At 52.4% G+C, this 17763-nt stretch carries 14 protein-coding genes and 2 tRNA genes; 7 read left to right on the top strand and 9 right to left on the bottom strand.

The window, feature by feature from the left end:
• Positions 1-61: 61 nt before the first annotated feature.
• Together L1F30_RS06775 and L1F30_RS06770 are read left to right on the top strand one after the other, a co-directional pair.
• Complete coding sequence (locus tag L1F30_RS06775) at positions 62-565, top strand: DUF6491 family protein (RefSeq protein WP_253360941.1); 504 nt, start codon at positions 62-64, stop codon at positions 563-565.
• An 847-nt stretch (positions 566-1412) separates the two neighbouring features.
• On the top strand, positions 1413-1988 hold the full coding sequence (locus L1F30_RS06770; RefSeq protein WP_253360939.1) for a PEP-CTERM sorting domain-containing protein: 576 nt from the start codon (positions 1413-1415) through the stop codon (positions 1986-1988).
• Positions 1989-2472: 484 nt separating this feature from the next.
• On the opposite strand, the gene L1F30_RS06765 is transcribed toward L1F30_RS06770, so the two are convergent.
• A complete protein-coding gene (locus tag L1F30_RS06765) occupies positions 2473-3183 on the bottom strand; it encodes a Bax inhibitor-1 family protein (RefSeq protein WP_253360937.1) in 711 nt (236 codons plus the stop codon).
• Positions 3184-3748: 565 nt separating this feature from the next.
• Here L1F30_RS06765 and L1F30_RS06760 point away from each other — a divergent pair.
• Together L1F30_RS06760 and L1F30_RS06755 are read left to right on the top strand one after the other, a co-directional pair.
• Complete coding sequence (locus L1F30_RS06760; protein ID WP_253360936.1) at positions 3749-3973, top strand: hypothetical protein; 225 nt, start codon at positions 3749-3751, stop codon at positions 3971-3973.
• On the top strand, positions 3970-4236 hold the full coding sequence (locus tag L1F30_RS06755; RefSeq protein ID WP_253360934.1) for a hypothetical protein: 267 nt from the start codon (positions 3970-3972) through the stop codon (positions 4234-4236). The genes L1F30_RS06760 and L1F30_RS06755 overlap by 4 nt, the downstream gene beginning before the upstream one ends.
• A gap of 511 nt (positions 4237-4747) precedes the next feature.
• On the opposite strand, the gene L1F30_RS06750 is transcribed toward L1F30_RS06755, so the two are convergent.
• Together L1F30_RS06750 and gltX are read right to left on the bottom strand one after the other, a co-directional pair.
• Positions 4748-4823 (bottom strand) — tRNA-Ala (locus L1F30_RS06750).
• 118 nt (positions 4824-4941) lie between these two features.
• On the bottom strand, positions 4942-6441 hold the full coding sequence (gene gltX / locus L1F30_RS06745; RefSeq protein ID WP_253360933.1) for a glutamate--tRNA ligase: 1500 nt from the start codon (positions 6439-6441) through the stop codon (positions 4942-4944).
• A gap of 332 nt (positions 6442-6773) precedes the next feature.
• Here gltX and L1F30_RS06740 point away from each other — a divergent pair, with 332 nt between their 5' ends.
• Both L1F30_RS06740 and L1F30_RS06735 read left to right on the top strand, forming a co-directional pair.
• Complete coding sequence (locus L1F30_RS06740) at positions 6774-8009, top strand: hypothetical protein (protein WP_253360932.1); 1236 nt, start codon at positions 6774-6776, stop codon at positions 8007-8009.
• A gap of 12 nt (positions 8010-8021) precedes the next feature.
• Positions 8022-8456 (top strand): phosphate ABC transporter substrate-binding protein, encoded by a 435-nt coding sequence (locus L1F30_RS06735; RefSeq protein ID WP_253360931.1) that lies wholly within the window; start codon positions 8022-8024, stop codon positions 8454-8456.
• A 267-nt stretch (positions 8457-8723) separates the two neighbouring features.
• Here L1F30_RS06735 and L1F30_RS06730 read toward each other — a convergent pair whose 3' ends face one another.
• Entirely contained in the window at positions 8724-10067 is a 1344-nt protein-coding gene (locus tag L1F30_RS06730) for a HAMP domain-containing sensor histidine kinase (RefSeq protein ID WP_253360930.1), read from the bottom strand.
• A gap of 114 nt (positions 10068-10181) precedes the next feature.
• Here L1F30_RS06730 and L1F30_RS06725 point away from each other — a divergent pair, with 114 nt between their 5' ends.
• Positions 10182-11030, top strand: a complete 849-nt coding sequence (locus tag L1F30_RS06725; RefSeq protein WP_253360929.1) for a 6-carboxytetrahydropterin synthase — start codon at positions 10182-10184, stop codon at positions 11028-11030.
• A gap of 54 nt (positions 11031-11084) precedes the next feature.
• On the opposite strand, the gene L1F30_RS06720 is transcribed toward L1F30_RS06725, so the two are convergent.
• The 5 genes from L1F30_RS06720 to alaS form a co-directional block, all read right to left on the bottom strand.
• Complete coding sequence (locus L1F30_RS06720; RefSeq protein WP_253360928.1) at positions 11085-12353, bottom strand: dicarboxylate/amino acid:cation symporter; 1269 nt, start codon at positions 12351-12353, stop codon at positions 11085-11087.
• Positions 12354-13110: 757 nt separating this feature from the next.
• Positions 13111-13201 (bottom strand) — tRNA-Ser (locus L1F30_RS06715).
• A gap of 143 nt (positions 13202-13344) precedes the next feature.
• Positions 13345-13527, bottom strand: coding sequence for a carbon storage regulator CsrA (gene csrA / locus L1F30_RS06710; protein ID WP_253360927.1), 183 nt, complete (start codon positions 13525-13527; stop codon positions 13345-13347).
• A gap of 227 nt (positions 13528-13754) precedes the next feature.
• Entirely contained in the window at positions 13755-14993 is a 1239-nt protein-coding gene (locus L1F30_RS06705) for an aspartate kinase (RefSeq protein WP_253360926.1), read from the bottom strand.
• A gap of 132 nt (positions 14994-15125) precedes the next feature.
• Positions 15126-17756: an alanine--tRNA ligase gene (alaS, locus tag L1F30_RS06700; RefSeq protein WP_253360925.1), complete on the bottom strand. Its 2631-nt coding sequence runs from the start codon at positions 17754-17756 to the stop codon at positions 15126-15128.
• Positions 17757-17763 lie beyond the last annotated feature (7 nt).

The raw sequence follows: 17763 nt of genomic DNA, 5'->3' as shown, positions 1-17763 counted from the left end.
GGTCATATTTTACAGGTACACTAAGCCGCCCGTTTCGGCACACCTGCAGGTGGGATACACCATGAAACAGCTGATCATCACCCTGTGCCTGGCACTCGCCACCACCGGCGCACTCGCCAACCCGCCCATCAATTATGAATTCCCTGAATTAAAAGAGGTGCGCGATTTTCGCAAGAACAATGTAAATGGCTGGTCTGCTGTGAACGAGCAAGTACTAATGGTTTCAGCTGGCGCCAGCCGCAACTACCTGCTGGTGCTTTCGCGCCCCGATCGCGACTTGCTGTTTAGCCAGGCGCTCGCCTTCACAGACACCCAAGGCCGGGTGAGTGCGCGCTTTGACAAGGTATACGCAACCAACAGTAACATCCGCATGCCAAACTCCATTCAAAAAATTTACGAAGTGCGCGGCCGCGACCAAGTGAAAGCTGCACGCCTTGCGGTACACGAGCAAGCCTGCGCCCAATCCGAACAAGACAGCCGCGCCTGCCGTGATTACCACAAAGCGCTGGAAAAAATCCAGAAAGAGGCACCGGAAGAAAACAGCAGTAAAGAAGGCCAAAGCTAAAGGCGTAAGCGGCAGCCCCGCTCTCATGACACGAGCAATACGAGCGGGGCCTGTTTCGAACCCCGCTCCTTCTCGAACCAGTAAGCAGCAAAAGCACTTGGTTGCCACAAGCAAGCGCCACAAACCTTAACTCCAGATAGAATAAGCTAGCCACTGGATGAGCCCGTAGCGCCTTGTGCGCGCCATCGATTCACCCTCACGCCCCTAGGTTCGATAACAATTGGGTTTTGAAGATTATGGTTACGGGTGGCCAGATGATGGCTCGAATAATCTCAACGCAGCATGTCGGGCCACGTTTTTAGCATCCGGCACCACCGCTTTCACATACACCACGAACTCTCTGCCAACATGACCACCTTCACCAATCCAGATGTGGCAAAAAGCGTTGCTCGCCCCCAACAGCCACGGGGGCATCACACCGATATTCCACGCGCAACGCCACACACAATTCTTACCCGGTGTTTGATCTCACCCGCCCAGGTTTCAACACCACTCAAGCACCACTGAGCGGCCAGAATCTCCAAGTTATCGACGCCACCAACAACATCTAGCTAAAACAGTGAGCGGCGCGCGGATTTAGCGCCTAAAAGCAAGCACACTCACCGGCCACACTGCCGTATCGATTACCACCTTAATTCCCTGCTATTAACATTTAAGCATTAGCTACTTCCAGTCTTCGCCCCCTTTCCACTCGAATACTGCTGTCGAGCTTATTTACACAATCGCTACGCGAGCGACATGCAAAAAAACCAAGCCACTGAAAAAACTAGAAAAAATCATAGTGGCATGGGCATTGCGTACCAACCGCCTGACCTTGAGACAACAACAGGAAAAAGGGAATAGACCTATGAAAACGCTCAAAACCTTAGTAGCAACCTGCACGCTGGTTGTCAGCTCCATGTCTGGCGCAACGATCATTGACCATGGCACCTATACCACGGACACAAATTTAGGGGTCGACTATTTAGACGTAGGCCTTATTCATGACACCTACGCAAACTTCAACACAGGGATAATGTACGCAGGGAGAACTTGGGTGCTCGCAACGGCAGATCAAATTGCCAGCACCTGGTCAGACGCCACAGGCCTGGCACTTACCTCCGCCGATATCTATTCCAGTGATAACGACTTGGGCGCAGCCGCGTCCGCAACACTCCATGACCTGTTCGATGGAGTGAACTCCGATCTCGGTTCTGGCGGCGAAGCCGTTATTGGCGACTACAGCATCGCCGGTTACTACAACTTCATTTTTGGCGGCTCACTCGCCGTTCACGATGCTCCTTGGTACGACTCTCACTATAGCTCGAACTCCAGCGGCACCATGGGAGCATGGCTGGTTAGTAGCAACCTGCCCGAACCGGGCTCTCTGTTACTACTCGGCTTAGGTTTACTGGGGCTCGGATTAAAACGCACCAAGAAGTAGTCGCTAGCCCTCTACAATACCCACCAATACAGCCAGCGAACAGCTGGCTGCTTTAGTTACACCGTTAACCGCACGCCAAAAGAGCGCCGAAAAGATAAAGCAGGCAAACCAATGCACCGGGGGCCACTTACAAAGCTAAGCGCGCCCACAACCCCAACCACACACAGCAACAAGCCAAGTCACTACACACCAGGCCTGGGCAGCTGCCGACTGCCGACTGCCGACTGCCGAGTTAAACCGCAATAATCCGCTGCAAATTTCTTTAACTGCCACCGGCAGGACGCATCAATACATCAAGCGTCGGCTTTTGTCGATTAAAGATTATTGATAGACCTAACCAAGATTCGAACTCATCTCGCACATAAATTATGAAAATTTTTCCAAAGTTCTTTATGGATGCCATATTTATTTTTCTTAAAACAAAAATTTTCCGTTAACCACGAAATAGGTACACACAATAACTACTTAACCTACATCGCCGGGTTTAACCCTCCTCCTGGCCCAACGCCTCAAGGATTTGCAGCAACAGATTAATAACATCCAGATACAATTGGATGGAAATTTCCAGCGCTATATTCCAACTATTTTGCTCAGGCGCCGCTGCTTGAGCGAGGGCGTTAAAATCTGCAACCAGGTAGAGCGCAAACAACAGACTACCGCCAATAGCCTTGATACGCTTCTCTTCGTCAGGTAAACCCATCACCCCTCTGCCAATATTTACTATCAGCAGAATGACCAGCCCAACCAGCAACCAAGGCTGCATAAAAGATAGATCCGTTTGAACCGACAGACCGACCAACGCACATAGCAAGCTAATACTTGCGGTAAGAGTTAAGGCCTTTTCTGCAACGTTTTCGTTAAGGAAAATGAAAATGAAGCCAAAGCTAAAGCCAAAAGTGAGCGACCAAATACAAAACAGCCAGATACCGACATCAGCCGACTGCCTAAAAAACACAATGAGCACTAAACCAATAACAGCATTGGCAATAAAGTTGCCATAAAAGAAAGTTTGCGCCCCGGCGCCTGACGGAAAGATATCAATTGACCCGCTCTCGCCCTCAACCGCCTGAACATTATCCGCGCCGGCCCAATAGCATAAGCGAAAGTAAGTAACTACAGCCTGCGCCCCCACCCAAGTAATGAGCAGCTGCAGCGTTAAAAGTGCAATGGTTTTATTGATGAGAGTTTCAAACATGAGCGCAATCCTTTATTTACATCTTGTCCTTTAAACAGCCTTTACCACCTGGAAACCTAGGCTTAACTGGCACACAGGTCCCATCAAGCAGCGTCCAGAAGGAGGCTAAAACTACACAAAGGCCCTTGGAGCTGCAAGCCAAAAAGGAAGCCGCGCCAGCGCACTGCAGCTAAGGCCATGGCGGGTTAGCAGCGCCTGATAAAAGCCAGCGCTGTGGCGCTGACAGGATGACTTATGGCAAGTATGCAGCCCCAGATTTTCTTTAATTGAATAGCAGCTTCTCGCACACCCACCTCAAAACAGAAGGCTTATGGATGGAGCAGCTCAAATTACTAGAGGACCTAGGGGAAGCATTTAAAAGGCTCAACCAACTGTTAGCCCGGTTAATTGTTGATGGCGAGCACCCCACCCCTCACCTGAACCCAAATAGCACCCATCGCGAGGTGCTAATTGGTATTCAACGTGATGACTAGGTTTTCCCAGTTGCGGCAACTGGGTACAACCTTCGGTGGAACACGGGCTTTCGTTTTCTCCACACTGGCAGCACCTCAAAGGCATCCATCGGATGAAGGCCAAGCGAAATTCTGGCAAACCAGTGTCTGTTTATTGGATTCTTGAGGCTGCCGATATACCCGAAGGGCTAAAGTTCGTTCCTGATCCTACGTATAGAAAGAAGCAACGTTATCTACTGGCCGTGACCCAGAAAATGCACTTAGCAGAACTTCGCTCAAAACTTGAGTGGATTGCAGATAGAATGGCCGTCATAAAAGACGCCCAGGAGGCCTTATGATCGAATTTCGAAATGAGCGGGCACGACAATTTGTTGCTGAACATGCCCAATCCCTTGGTGACACCCGATCACTGCAATTGCTACAAACGGGAGTTCAATCGCCCAACGATGCAACCCATCTGGCTCAGTTATATTGGGCAATCGTTGACGCACCCCTAGAGGACAACGTTGAGTACTTGCTTGAGCAAGCCTATTCTGCGCTTCACATCCACTGTGGGAACAAGGGATTTGAGTCAGCCTGGGAGCAAGAGATTCCCGAATAGCACACCACCTAGGTGCGGCTTCCCGCACCTTTCACCACCATCCATCCCCACTTTTTTCTGTTCATTTTTCAGAATCCTCCCATTTTTAAGCGAACTGTTTAATAGCCTGTATCCATCGAGAAAAACCTGGATGGATACCAATGACAAGCAATGTAAGCCCCACCCCTCACCCCAACCACCAGGAAAGCCAGAAGAACGCACCGCCCCCCACTGACCAAGGGAACCCTTAGACACAATGAACTCACCTGGGCTTAAAATGGACTTAAATTTCAGACAATAAAAAACCCGCTCTAAGTCGGGTTCTTTAACGCATTGATTTACAACGCTTTTTGGTGGAGCTATGCGGGATTGGCTCGCACACCAATGTGCTCGGGCCTGCGGCCCAATGGCTGAAACGCGCCTTTGCCCAAATCTGATCCAGTCAGATTTGTGAACCGAGGCTAAGAACAACCCCGCAGCCTTGCTGCGCCCATAAAAAAACCCCGCGTCTTGCGACGCGGGGTTTTCTATATGGTGGAGCTATGCGGGATCGAACCGCAGACCTCAACACTGCCAGTGTTGCGCTCTCCCAGCTGAGCTATAGCCCCAAATTCTGGGTTTCAGTGGATGGCTGCTGCCGTCTCTCTGAAGTGGGGCGCATTCTACCACTGCGCCCTGCCCTGTCAAGCGTTTAAAATCAAAAACTTACGCCTGATTCTGATTTGATCAATTTGGTGCTTTTCCCAGCGCCTCATAGGCCTTTTCAAGCTTTTTGGCCTGCTTTTTACCGATTTCACCAAACACGCTATTCAATGCATGGCGAATGCGGGCACGGCTCATATCCGGGCCCAGTAATGTCATGGAATCCATTACCGAGAAAGATGCAGTTGTGCCCGCGATGGCGATAAACAACGGAGCCAGGAAATCCTTAACCTTGATATCCATCTGAGTTGCCAGCGTTTTCAACTCGTTAAAGATGGCGTCACGCTCCCAGGTGCGCAATGCCTCCAGGCGCCACAGGGCAAACTGCAGCACGGCCTTGAGCGTGTCTTCATCCATTTTCACATCGGCAAAGCTCGCGCTGGTAATGGGCAACTGGCCGGCGGCCATAAATGCCATTAGGGGCGCAAAATCAGACAACTTGTCCATTCTTGGTTGCGCGTGCGGGATCAGGCTCATGAGCTTGTCGCGATTAAACGCCCAGGCGCTCAGGCGATCTGCCAGGGCCTCTGGGCTCAGGTTTTCACGAATCCACAGGCCGTTTAGCCAATCGAGCTTTTCAACATCGAATATGGGGCCACCGAGTGATACGCGCGAGATATCGAAGTGCTCAATCATCTCGGCCAGGGTAAATTTCTCGCGCTCATCGGGCATAGACCAACCCATACGGCCAAGGTAGTTCAAAAGGCCTTCGGGCAGGTAACCCATATCCTTGTAATAGAGGATGCTGGTGGGGTTTTTGCGCTTGCTGAGCTTGGATTTATCGGGGTTGCGCAACAGGGGCAAGTGGCAGAGTACGGGCATATCCCAGCCGAAGTATTCATAGAGCAGCTTGTGCTTGGGGGCGGAGTTAATCCACTCCTCGCCGCGCAGCACGTGGGTGATGCCCATGAGGTGATCATCCACCACGTTGGCCAAATGATAGGTGGGTAGGCCGTCTGATTTCAGCAATACCTGGGCATCTACCTGGCCCCAATCAAGCTCTATGGTGCCGCGCAGCATGTCGTCTATGGGGCACGGGCCCTCCCCCTCAGGCACTAGCATGCGAATCACATAGGGCTGGCCCTCGGCTTCACGCTTGGCAACTTCATCCGCGGGCAGGCGCAGTTCGCTGGGCTTTAATGCGGCAAAGCCCCCTTCGGCACGGCGCGCTTCGCGCAGTGCATCCAGCTCTTCGGGCGTACGGTAGCAGCGGAAGGCGTGGCCCTTTTCAATGAGCTCATTACAGTAGCGCTGGTAGATATCGCTGCGCTCACTTTGCCGGTATGGCCCCTTGGCGCCCCCCACATCCGGGCCCTCATCCCAATCCAGGCCGAGCCAGCGCAGGCTATCCAAAATGGCCTGCTCAGATTCGGGGGTGCTGCGCACTTGGTCTGTATCTTCAATACGCAGCAGGAATTCACCGCCCTGGCTTTTGGCAAAGCAGTAGTTGAACAAAGCGATGTAGGCAGTACCTACGTGCGGGTCACCGGTGGGCGATGGCGCAATTCGAGTGCGTACGGTCATGATTGGGTTCCAACGAAAGCAGACACTTAAGAAAGGCGCACCCCAATGAACTGGGCGTGCGGCAAAGGCGGCATTATACGCAAATCCGCCAGCCGTTCGACAGGCAGGCAGCACCTGTCATACGTTACTTTTTTGACTTTTCAGTCAGGTAATACTAGGATGCGCGACGATTATAGGTGTGCCGTGTAATTTCACCGCGTACCCCAGTCCATTTCCGGCCACCACTCTAGGTTGCTGATACTAATAACGTACAAAAAATGGCCTGTTTTTTAGGCAAGTTTTAATTTTGTAATCTAACCTGTTGTTTATCTATAACCCTAGAGAGAGAGACTATGAAAAAAGCCTTACTCGCAACCGCTGTTGCTAGCATGGCACCAGCTTTGGCGGTCAACGTTAATGCCGCAGACATTCGCTGGAACGGCTTTGCGTCCATCACTGGCGGTATCACAACCAGTGAAGCGGAGCGCATTGGAGATGCAAACCCAGCTACGAATGAAATACGTCTGTACGGCTATGGCGACGATGACTACAACTTCCGCCCCGAATCAAAGCTTGCCCTGCAAGCCAGTAGCAATCTGGGCAACGGTCTTTCCGTAACTGCGCAGGCGATGGCCCGCGGCGCAGACGATTTTAACGTGGAAATGGAATGGGCCTTCGTATCTTACGATTTTGGTGATGCATCACGTGTAAACGTGGGCAAGCTGCGTATTCCCTTCTACCAGTACTCAGACTTCCTGGATGTTGGCTACGCCTACCCCTGGATTCGCCCACCAGAGTCTGTGTATGACCTGTTCTTCTCTACCATGGAAGGCGTAAACGTACAGTTCAACGGCGCCATGGGCAGCTGGGATTCAGGTGTTCAGCTGGTACTGGGTCGAACTGCAGACGAATTGCTCGTTTCAGGTGCTGAATCTCAGGCAGACCTTCGCAACCTTTGGGGTGGCGCCTGGACCATCAACAACGATTGGTTAACCTTACGCGCTGCTTATTTCCAAGCAGACACCAGTATCACGAACCCCACACTGGCGGCGCTTGATGGCGGGCTGCGCTTAGGTGGCCTTACGGATATCGCAGACTCATTTTCCGTGAATGAAGATAAAGGCTCATTCGCAGGCTTAGGCTTTAAAGCGGATAACGGTAACTGGTTATTCGCAGGTGAAGTTACGCAAATTAAGGTAGAAGATTCCTTTATTGCCGACCAAGATTCTGCGTACCTGACCCTGGGTAAAACATTTAACGATTTGATGTTCCATATCACTTATGAAGTGCAGGAAGACACCCGCACAGACGGAATTACTGCACCAGCGTTTCCTCCATCAGGTGTTCCCTCTGCGCTTTGTCCCGCAACAGGCCCATCTAACGGCACAGAGTTATTGGCATGTGTTGAAAAAGCGACAGATGCTGCCGAAGGCAAGAACCAAACGGTAACTGTGGGTATGCGCTACAACTTCCACCCATCGGCGTCGTTCAAAATCGATTTTTCACAGCGTAATTTCGATACCGACGGCACCTATGAAGTTGATGGCAGCGCAAGTGTTGTGCGCTTCTCAATCGACACCATTTTCTAAGGGAGGATTAACATGAAAACGTTCTTTACTAAGAAAGTTGCCTCTCGCTTGGTGTTTATTGCCACCATGCTGATGAGTGTTGCTGCCTGGTCGGGCGTAGCTGTTGTGGTACACCCTGCCAACCCGAACACCATGAGCGAAGACGACATCTCTCGTGTGTTTTTAGGTAAAAAGAAAACCTTTCCCGATGGCTCTGAAGCAATCCCTGTAGACCAGGCCGATGGCTCAGCTAACCGCAGTGCGTTTGTTTCTACCGTACTGAAAAAGAATGATCAGCAGATTAAAGCCTACTGGGCACAGCTGCTGTTCACCGGTAAAGGCACACCACCCAAAGAAGTAGGCGGCAGCGCAGATGTGAAAAAACTCATCTCGCAAAACCCTTCACTGATTGGCTACATTGATACCGCCGATGTAGATGGCACCGTTAAAGTTCTGTACGAGTTCTGATAGGTCGCTAAACACCAAAGGGCAGCTTGGCTGCCCTTTTTTATGCCTGCAATTAAGGTAAAGGGGCCTGCTTGGCCGCCATGGGTAACTCCCCAACAACCACCGAAAAATGCCCACCAAATAACCCTTACACGCCCACAACCACTGAACTGCTAGCTGGCTAACCTTGCTCTTTATGCATGCAAGCATTCACCAATTGTCAGCTGCAGAAGTCCGCCCAAGGCAGGCCCACACAAAAAGGAAAGGAAAAATAGTCAACCAAATGCTCTAAACCGCAAGCTCGCTTGGCAAATACAGGGAAAATTCACTGCCTTCACCCAGCCGGGTGCTGACCTCTATGTATCCGCCCAACTGCCCGGCCCACTGCTGGCTTAAAGCAAGCCCAAGGCCCGTGCCCGATTTCGATTGGGTAGTTACACCGCGGGTATAGGGCTCAAACAAAAAGGGCAACTCTTCATTTGGAATGCCGGGGCCAGTATCTACAACACTGATGGCAAACCAGGTTTTTCCACCGGTAACGCGGCTATTTAGCGATACTTTTACCGAGCCCTGCTCTGTGAACTTCAACGCATTACCAATTAGATTGACCAACACCCGCCGCAAAGCTGCCATATCTGCCTTTAAAACCAGTGGTGTAGCTACGGAATCTTCCAGCACAACACCTGGCTCGGCCAGGCTTTGCATATCGGCCACCACTTCATGTACCACATGGGCCAAATCAAACTCCAGCAGATCTTCAACTGTTTTGCCTTCATCTGACTTCGCAATCACCAATAAATTTTTCACCAAATTCAACATATCTTGGCCATTGGTGAGCACCCGCTGCAATGCATCTTGCCCACGTTCATCAAGCGGGCCGTGTTTGGCCTGCTTTATCGCCATGCGGGCAAAGCCAATTATGGCGTTAAGCGGTGTTTTTAACTCGTGGCTCATGGAGGTAAAAAAAGCAGCCTTTTTGTGCTCTGCGGCTATTGCCTTTTCCTCAGCCTCAATGCGTGAAGCCACCTCGCGGTGCAATGATTGTATGGTTTGGCTCATAGCCTTCTCAGAGAGTTCCACCTGCCCTATTAGCCCGCTTAGCATCATGGCCACCGCAATCACCTGCATTACCAGCTGTAGCACATCCTGGCGGTACACAAGCTCAGGTGGGGTGAGGTTTGGCATAGGTACGCCAAGAAATTGCGCAATCAAGAATGCCGCCAATACACCCCCGGCGCCATACACCCACACACGGGCAGCACGCGCCCCGCCCATTACACCCGCCAACAGCGGGAGGTAGACAATCCAGGCACTGGCCGCCGTGCCCAGGCCGCCATTGGTGTAGGTGCCGGTGGCAACGGCTATATTCGCACCGAGCATCGTAAGGTTAATAGACAAGGATCTAAGTGACGGGCGTGTAACAAAGAGCCCCGCCATGCAAAGGGCCCAACCCACACTCAAGCACACAATGCGCAGGCCAATGCCCTGATGCACAGCAACCAGAAAAAACACCAGTATTAGCAGTACCACAATCCACTGGCAGTAGCGCCACAGGCGCAGGCCTCGCGCATCGATTGGCGACAAAGTAGCCGGTTCAATACCGCCGTAAAGAGCCCAACGTTTAAAATTCACTGCATCCCCTAGCGAATCAAGCCATTTGAGTTTAGCCTAAAGAGGTGCTCGCTGGTGGTGCTACAAGGCCCGCAGCGGTATCATGCCTGCCCATTTTCTAGCCCTGTGCGCGACATGCTGTTATTTGTAGATAATCTTACCAACGTTGATTTTAGTTACCTGCACCCAGAGCGGGGCATGCTTGGGGAAACCTGGCTTGCCAATACAGCGCTTGATGGTGCGCTCGACGCCCAAGGGATGGTGTGCGACTTTGGCAATGTTAAAAAGCGCCTGCGCCACTTTTTGGATACCCGTATAGATCACTGCCTGCTGGTACCCGCGCAATCTAAGCACCTGGAACTACTTGAAAATGGCGACACCATTGAGCTTGTTTGGCGCTATGGCAAGCAAGCCCTGCGCTGCCGCTCCCCCAGGCAGGCTATCGTACTGATAGACGCGCCAGAAATTACCGCAGCAAGTGTGGCCCAGTGGTGCGTTATGCAACTGAAACCCCAATTCGAGGCGAGCATTGCCGAGCTGCGCATCAGCTTCGATGAAGAGCCTATAAACAGCGCCTTTTACCATTACTCTCATGGCCTTAAAAAGCACGGCGGCAACTGCCAGCGCATTGCCCATGGCCACCGTTCGCGCATTCACATCTGGCGCAATGGTGTATCTGACCCGGCGTTAGAAAAAGATTGGGCCACTCGCTGGCAAGATATTTACCTGGGCACCCAGGAGGATTTGGTAGCCAACGAAAACGGCTTACTAAAGTTTGCCTACCGGGCACAACAGGGCGCCTTTGAGCTGGATATGCCTGCAAACCACTGCTACATGCTTGATACAGATACCACCGTAGAATGGCTGGCCACGCACATTGCGCACACACTTGCCGCAGAAGCCCCTGGCGATACCATTCGCGTTCAAGCTTTTGAAGGTATCAACAAAGGTGCGATTGTTGAGGCCTGTGTAAAGCGCCAATAAAGGCGCTTCATCAGCCCGGCTTGAACACTTCAAGCCAGGGTGATGATCATTGCGCTAGGCTTTATCTGCACCCTGCAGCGGCCCATCAGCCTGTGATACATCTTCGGCAACACCTGCCACCTGATCCACAATGACTGCGCAAGCGGCGTCGCCCGTGATGTTTAGCGCCGTACGGATCATGTCGAATATGCGATCTAGCGCAAACAGCAACGGCAAGCCCTCTATGGGAATACCTGCGGCCAACAATACGGCAACCACCAAAAACGAGGGCCCCGGTACACCGGCCTGGCCAATCGCACCCAGGGTAGAGGTGAAAATAATCGCAAGATAGGCGGGTAAACCCAGCTCTACGTTAAAAACCTGCGCAAAAAACACGGCGACCAGGCCGTAATAGATGGCATTACCACTCATGTTAATGGTGGCCCCCAAAGGCAGCACGAAAGCCGCCGTTGGCTTGGATACCTTTAACTCCTCTTCTACCACCTCAAGTGTTACCGGCAGTGTTGCCATGGAAGACGATGTAGAAAGCGCAACCGCCTGCGCCTTTTTCATTTTTGACAAAAATACCCAGGGCGACTGATCAGACAGCAGCTTTACCAGCAACGGGTACACCACAAAACCAAAAATCAGAATGGCCAGCACGTAGACCACAAACAAATTCATCACGAGATTCAGCATGGCGAAACCAAAGGTGCCCACGGCATCTGCCATCAGCCCGAAAACACCCAGCGGTGCCAGCCACATCACTACGTTGATCATCCAGATAAAGGCGTTAACCAGGGTATCCAGCCCCGCCATTAACGGCTGGCGCTGGCTCGCCGGCTGGCGTGAAATGGCAACGCCCAAGAACAGGCAAAACACCATAATCTGCAGGATATTGGCGTCATTCAGGGCCTGGAATACGTTCACCGGCACCATGCCCAGGATGGTTTCAACAAAACCCGGCACATGGCCCTTGTCGGCCAACTCGTTGGTGAACATGTTCTGGGCACTGCTTAAATCAACACCGGCGCCCGGCTGAAATAGCTCGCCGGCGGCCAGCGCCAGAGCCACAGCCAGCGCACTGGTACCCAGGAAGAACCCGAAGGTTGCCAAACCTAGTTTCCCGGCCGACGAACTGCCCCCCAAATTGGCGGCACCCGCTACAATGGCAATGGCTATCAGCGGGATAACCAGCATTTTTATCAGGTTAATAAACAGGTGCCCAAGCGGTGCAAATACCGATGCAGCCTCCCCCATGATGGCACCGGTTAGGGTGCCAATAATCATTGCGATTACTACCTGTACGCCCACATTGCCTAGCGCAGCTTTAAACTTTTCCATGGATGCCTCATTTTCTTATGACTGCCTATGGGACGAACTGCAGCGCTTATAACGCAGAAATTCCCGGCCACAGGCTAGCATGCCAAGGCCTGGGGGAACATGGGGGGTAGACCGGGTCTATTTGCGGCTGCGGGGTTATTTGCCGGTTGCGGCTCAAACCCGCCCCTGCCACGCAATAGCCCCGCTCTGGCTACCGAATATCAAGCCTACATAAGAAAGGTGGGGGTTGATGGGGCAACCGCCCACCCCTGCGGGGCGCCGTCGCGCAGCTCCAGCGTCCCCCAATTGCACAAAACGCAATTGGGGTCGAACCCAGGGGGTTCTCACCCACCCACTACTCCGCACAAACAAAAAAGCCCCACTCTTACGAGCGGGGCTTTTTTATTTGTAATGGCGGAGAGGGGGGGATTGATGGGGCATACGCCCCACCCCTGCGGGGCGCCGTCGCGCAGCTCCAGCGTCCCCCAATTGCACAAAACGCAATTGGGGTCGAACCCAGGGGGGCTCACCCACCCGCTACCCCGCACAAACAAAAAAGCCCCACTCTTTCGAGCGGGGCTTTTTTATTTGTAATGGCGGAGAGGGGGGGGATTGATGGGGCATACGCCCCACCCCTGCGGGGCGCCGTCGCGCAACTCCAGCGTCCCCCAATTGCACAAAACGCAATTGGGGTCGAACCCAGGGGGTTCTCACCCACCCGCTACCCCGCACAAACAAAAAAGCCCCACTCTTTCGAGCGGGGCTTTTTTATTTGTAATGGCGGAGAGGGGGGGATTCGAACCCCCGATACCGGATTAGGGTATACGCCCTTAGCAGGGGCGCGCCTTCGGCCACTCGGCCACCTCTCCAACAGGTGCGGCATAATACCACATCTATTAATAAATCAAAGAGTTATGTGCGTTTTTCTGCCTTAAAATACAGGCCAATTTTTAACCACCCAGATACACAAACGGCGGCCATGGGCCGCCGTTTGTGATGCAATCGGGCAGGGTTACTCGTCGTTGTCCTGCTTTTCTCGCTGGATGCGCTGATAAATTTCTTCACGGTGAACTGCCACCTCTTTTGGTGCATTAACACCAATGCGAACTTGGTTACCTTTGACACCAAGTACTGTGACAGTTACTTCGTCGCCTACCATAAGCGTTTCACCTATGCGACGTGTCAAAATCAACATCACGATTCTCCTTAAAATCATCCTGTTGCACAACGGTACCACAAAAGTATGGGGTTTTGCCGCTGTTGGTTGTCACTAACCCACTTCCTGTTCTGCCTTAGCCTGCCCAGCGAGCAGCCCCTTAAGTAAAGCCCAAGTTCTGCAAAAAAGAAAACAAACCAGTCAATATGGGGTTAAAGAAGGGGTTAGACGATGCAAACCCCAATTACCCCAAGCACTATTGATGGCTACTTCAACTCTTGGGGCGCTTTGTCCATTTCGAAGGCAGCATGCAGTGCCCGCACCGCGAGTTCAAGGTATTTTTCATCGATGATCACAGAAATTTTGATTTCAGAGGTGGTGATCATCTGGATGTTGATATTGTCTTCTGCCAAGGCCTTAAACATGGTAGCTGCCACACCGGCATGGGAGCGCATACCCACACCCACCAGCGATACCTTGGCCACATGGCTATCGCAAATAACCTCGCGGGCGCCAATTTCCTTGGCAACCGTCTCAAGCACACCGCGGGCCTTTTCCATGTCGTTTTTGTGCACGGTAAAGGTTAAATCGGTGGTTTTATCCGAGGATACGTTTTGAACAATAACGTCTACCTCAATATTCGCATCGCCCACTGGCGCCAAAATACGTGAGGCAACACCGGGAAGATCGGGCACGCCGGCCAAGGTCACTTTTGCTTCGTCGCGGTTAAAGGCAATGCCTGATACTACGGGTTGTTCCATGGTGTCTAGTTCCTCATCGAGGGTAATCAATGTGCCGGGGCCATCCTGAAAGCTGTGTAAAACGCGCAGCGGTACATTGTATTTGCCCGCAAACTCTACAGCCCGGATTTGCAAAACCTTGGAGCCCAGGCTTGCCATTTCCAGCATTTCTTCAAAGGTAATCTGGTTTAAGCGGCGGGCGGAAGAAACCACCCGCGGGTCGGTTGTGTAAACACCGTCTACATCCGTATAAATCTGGCACTCATCGGCTTTTAACGCCGCCGCCAATGCAACACCGGTGGTATCCGAGCCGCCACGCCCCAGCGTTGTGATATTGCCCTGATCATCTACGCCTTGAAAACCGGCAACCACAACCACGCGCCCGGCGCTTAAATCTTCGCGAATGCGAGCGTCGTCGATTTGTTGTATGCGCGCTTTATTATGGGCATCGTCTGTCACAATGCGCACCTGGCCACCGGTGTAAGAGCGCGCGTCATAGCCACGTTTTTTCAGGGCCATGCACAGCAGCGCAATGGTGACTTGCTCGCCGGTAGAAACCAAAACGTCCATCTCTCGTGGATCCGGGCGCTCCTGAATTTGCTGGGCAAGATCGATCAACCGATTGGTTTCGCCACTCATGGCAGACACTACTACTACCATGTCGTGCCCTTGATCGCGGAACTTGCCAACTTTCTCGGCCACCGCTTCGATGCGCTCAACGCTACCTACCGAAGTACCGCCGTATTTCTGTACCAACAGGCTCATGTAGAAGCCTTCCTCTATTCCTGAATATGGATAATTAATGACCCGCCAAACGGGACGCGCAACTTAAGCACAAAAGGCACAAAATGTTAATATTTAGTTGCGCAAAACCCTTAAAAACTAAGAAATATTGCCCTAGCTACCCATTTGCTGGGCTATCCAATCCGGCATACCGGCCAGCATATCTGGCAGCGCAGCCACATCGGTGCCGCCGCCTTGGGCCATATCGGGCCTGCCGCCACCCTTGCCGCCAAGCTTTCCTGCCGCATGACGCATGATGTCACCGGCCTTGATTTTGGCCGTGGCATCTTTGGTCACGCTGGCCACCAGAGCCACCTTGTCGCCATCAACGGCGGCTAACAATACCGCCGCAGTGCCTAACTTGTTTTTCAACTGATCTGCGGTATCGCGCAGGGATTTGCTGTCTACGCCTTCCAGCTGTACCGCCAACACCTTAATGCCCTGCACCTCAACTGCCTTGGACACCAAATCGCCGCTCGCCAAAGAGGCAAGCTTTGCTTTTGCAGTGGCCAACTCTTTCTCAAGGGTTTTGTGGCTTTGCAGTAATTGCTCGGCCTTTTCCTGAACTTGATCTGCACCGGTTTTAAGCAGGCTTGCCAAATTCACAATGAGGTCTGTTTGATGCTCTACCTGTGCCAGCGCCGCAGCGCCCGTTACCGCTTCAATGCGACGCACACCCGAGGCGATACCCGTTTCTGCCACAATACGGAACAAACCGATCTCGCCGGTACGGTTGACGTGGGTACCACCACAGAGCTCAACAGAAAAGCCCTCGCCCATGGTAAGCACGCGCACACTGTCGCCATATTTTTCACCAAATAACGCAAGCGCGCCCTTGGTTTTTGCCGCTTCCATATCGCAGACATCGGTTTTCACTTCTGAATTCAAGCGAACTTGCGCATTCACTAATTGCTCAATGGCCTTCAATTGCGCAGGCTTTACCGCCTCTGGGTGGCTGAAATCGAAGCGCATGCGCTCTGCATCTACCAATGAGCCTTTCTGGGTGACATGCTCGCCCAGAATTTTACGCAACGCGGCGTGCAACAGGTGGGTGGCAGAGTGGTTCAGTGCGGTGGCCTGGCGAATTTCGGCATCCACTTCACCGGTTACGCTATCGCCTACTTTTACCTGGCCTTGCACTAGCTGGCCAATGTGTAAATGGTGGCCACCCTGCTTGGTGCAATCTGTCACTTCAAACACTACGCCGTTGGCGCGCAACTTGCCGGTGTCGCCAACCTGACCACCAGATTCCGCGTAAAACGGTGTTTGCTCAAGCACTATCACGGCCTCATCGCCGGCTTTCAATTCGGTAACGCTTTCACCACCTTTCAAAAGCGCAACCACTTTACCGCTACCTGCCAATGCACCGTAACCGGTAAATTGGGTTTGCCCTTCCAACTGCAGGCTAGCCGAGTAATCCACTTTAAAACTGCCGGCGGCGCGCGCGCGCTGACGCTGCGCCTCCATCGCCGACTCATAGCCTGCCATATCTAATTGCAAACCGCGTTCACGGGCGATATCTGCGGTGAGATCCACGGGAAAGCCGTAGGTGTCGTAGAGGGTAAATACGGTTTCGCCATCAATGGTTGCGCCTGTGAGGTTTTCAAGCGCGGCCTCCAGTACACCCAGGCCTTTATCCAGCGTTTTGGCAAACTGCTCTTCCTCGGCCAAAATTGCCTTGGCAATTTGCGGGCTTTTGGCTTTGAGTTCCGGGTAGGCATTACCCATTTCAGATGCCAGCGCGCTTACCAGTTTGTGAAAGAACGGTTGCTGCTGGCCAAGCTTGTTGCCGTGGCGAATTGCGCGGCGCATGATGCGGCGCAAAACATAGCCACGGCCCTCATTGGAGGGTAATACACCGTCAATGATCAAAAAGGCGCAAGATCGAATGTGGTCGGCAATCACGCGCAGCGATTGGTTGGCGATATCATCACACCCGGTAACTTCGGCCGCAGCCTTCAAAAGCGCCTGGAACAAATCGATTTCGTAATTGGAATGCACATGCTGCATAACAGCAGAAATTCGCTCAAGGCCCATGCCGGTATCTACCGAGGGTTTTGGCAGGTTTTTCAATGTGCCATCGGCCATGCGATTAAACTGCATAAACACCAGGTTCCAGATCTCGATGTAACGGTCGCCATCTTCTTCGGGTGTGCCGGGCAGACCGCCTGCTACATCGGGGCCATGATCGTAAAAGATTTCAGAGCTGGGGCCACAAGGGCCAGTATCGCCCATTGCCCAGAAGTTATCCGAGTTGTATTTGCCACCTTTGTTATCGCCTATGCGAATGATGCGATCGGGCGCCAGGCCCACTTCTTTATGCCAAATATCGAAGGCTTCATCATCTTCTGCGTAGATGGTTACCCACAGTTTTTCAGTGGGAATATTCAAGCTGTGGCTTGCGGTTAAGAATTCCCACGCAAATAAAATGGCATCGCGCTTGAAGTAATCACCAAAGCTGAAATTACCCAGCATTTCAAAAAATGTATGGTGGCGGGCGGTGTAGCCTACGTTTTCAAGGTCGTTGTGCTTACCACCGGCGCGCACGCAACGTTGAGAACTTACCGCGCGGCTATAGGGGCGCTTTTCATCGCCAAGAAAAACATCTTTAAATGGCACCATGCCCGCATTGGTAAACAGCAAGGTGGGATCATTGCCGGGAATCAATGAGCCAGACGGTACAATGGTGTGCCCTTTAGACTCAAAAAACTTCAGAAAGGCGTCGCGAATTTCAGCGCTTTTCATAATCAAC

It is taken from the genome of Simiduia sp. 21SJ11W-1 (assembly GCF_024138675.1).
GTDB lineage: Bacteria > Pseudomonadota > Gammaproteobacteria > Pseudomonadales > Cellvibrionaceae > Simiduia.
This window is presented reverse-complemented; position numbering and strand designations above follow the sequence as displayed.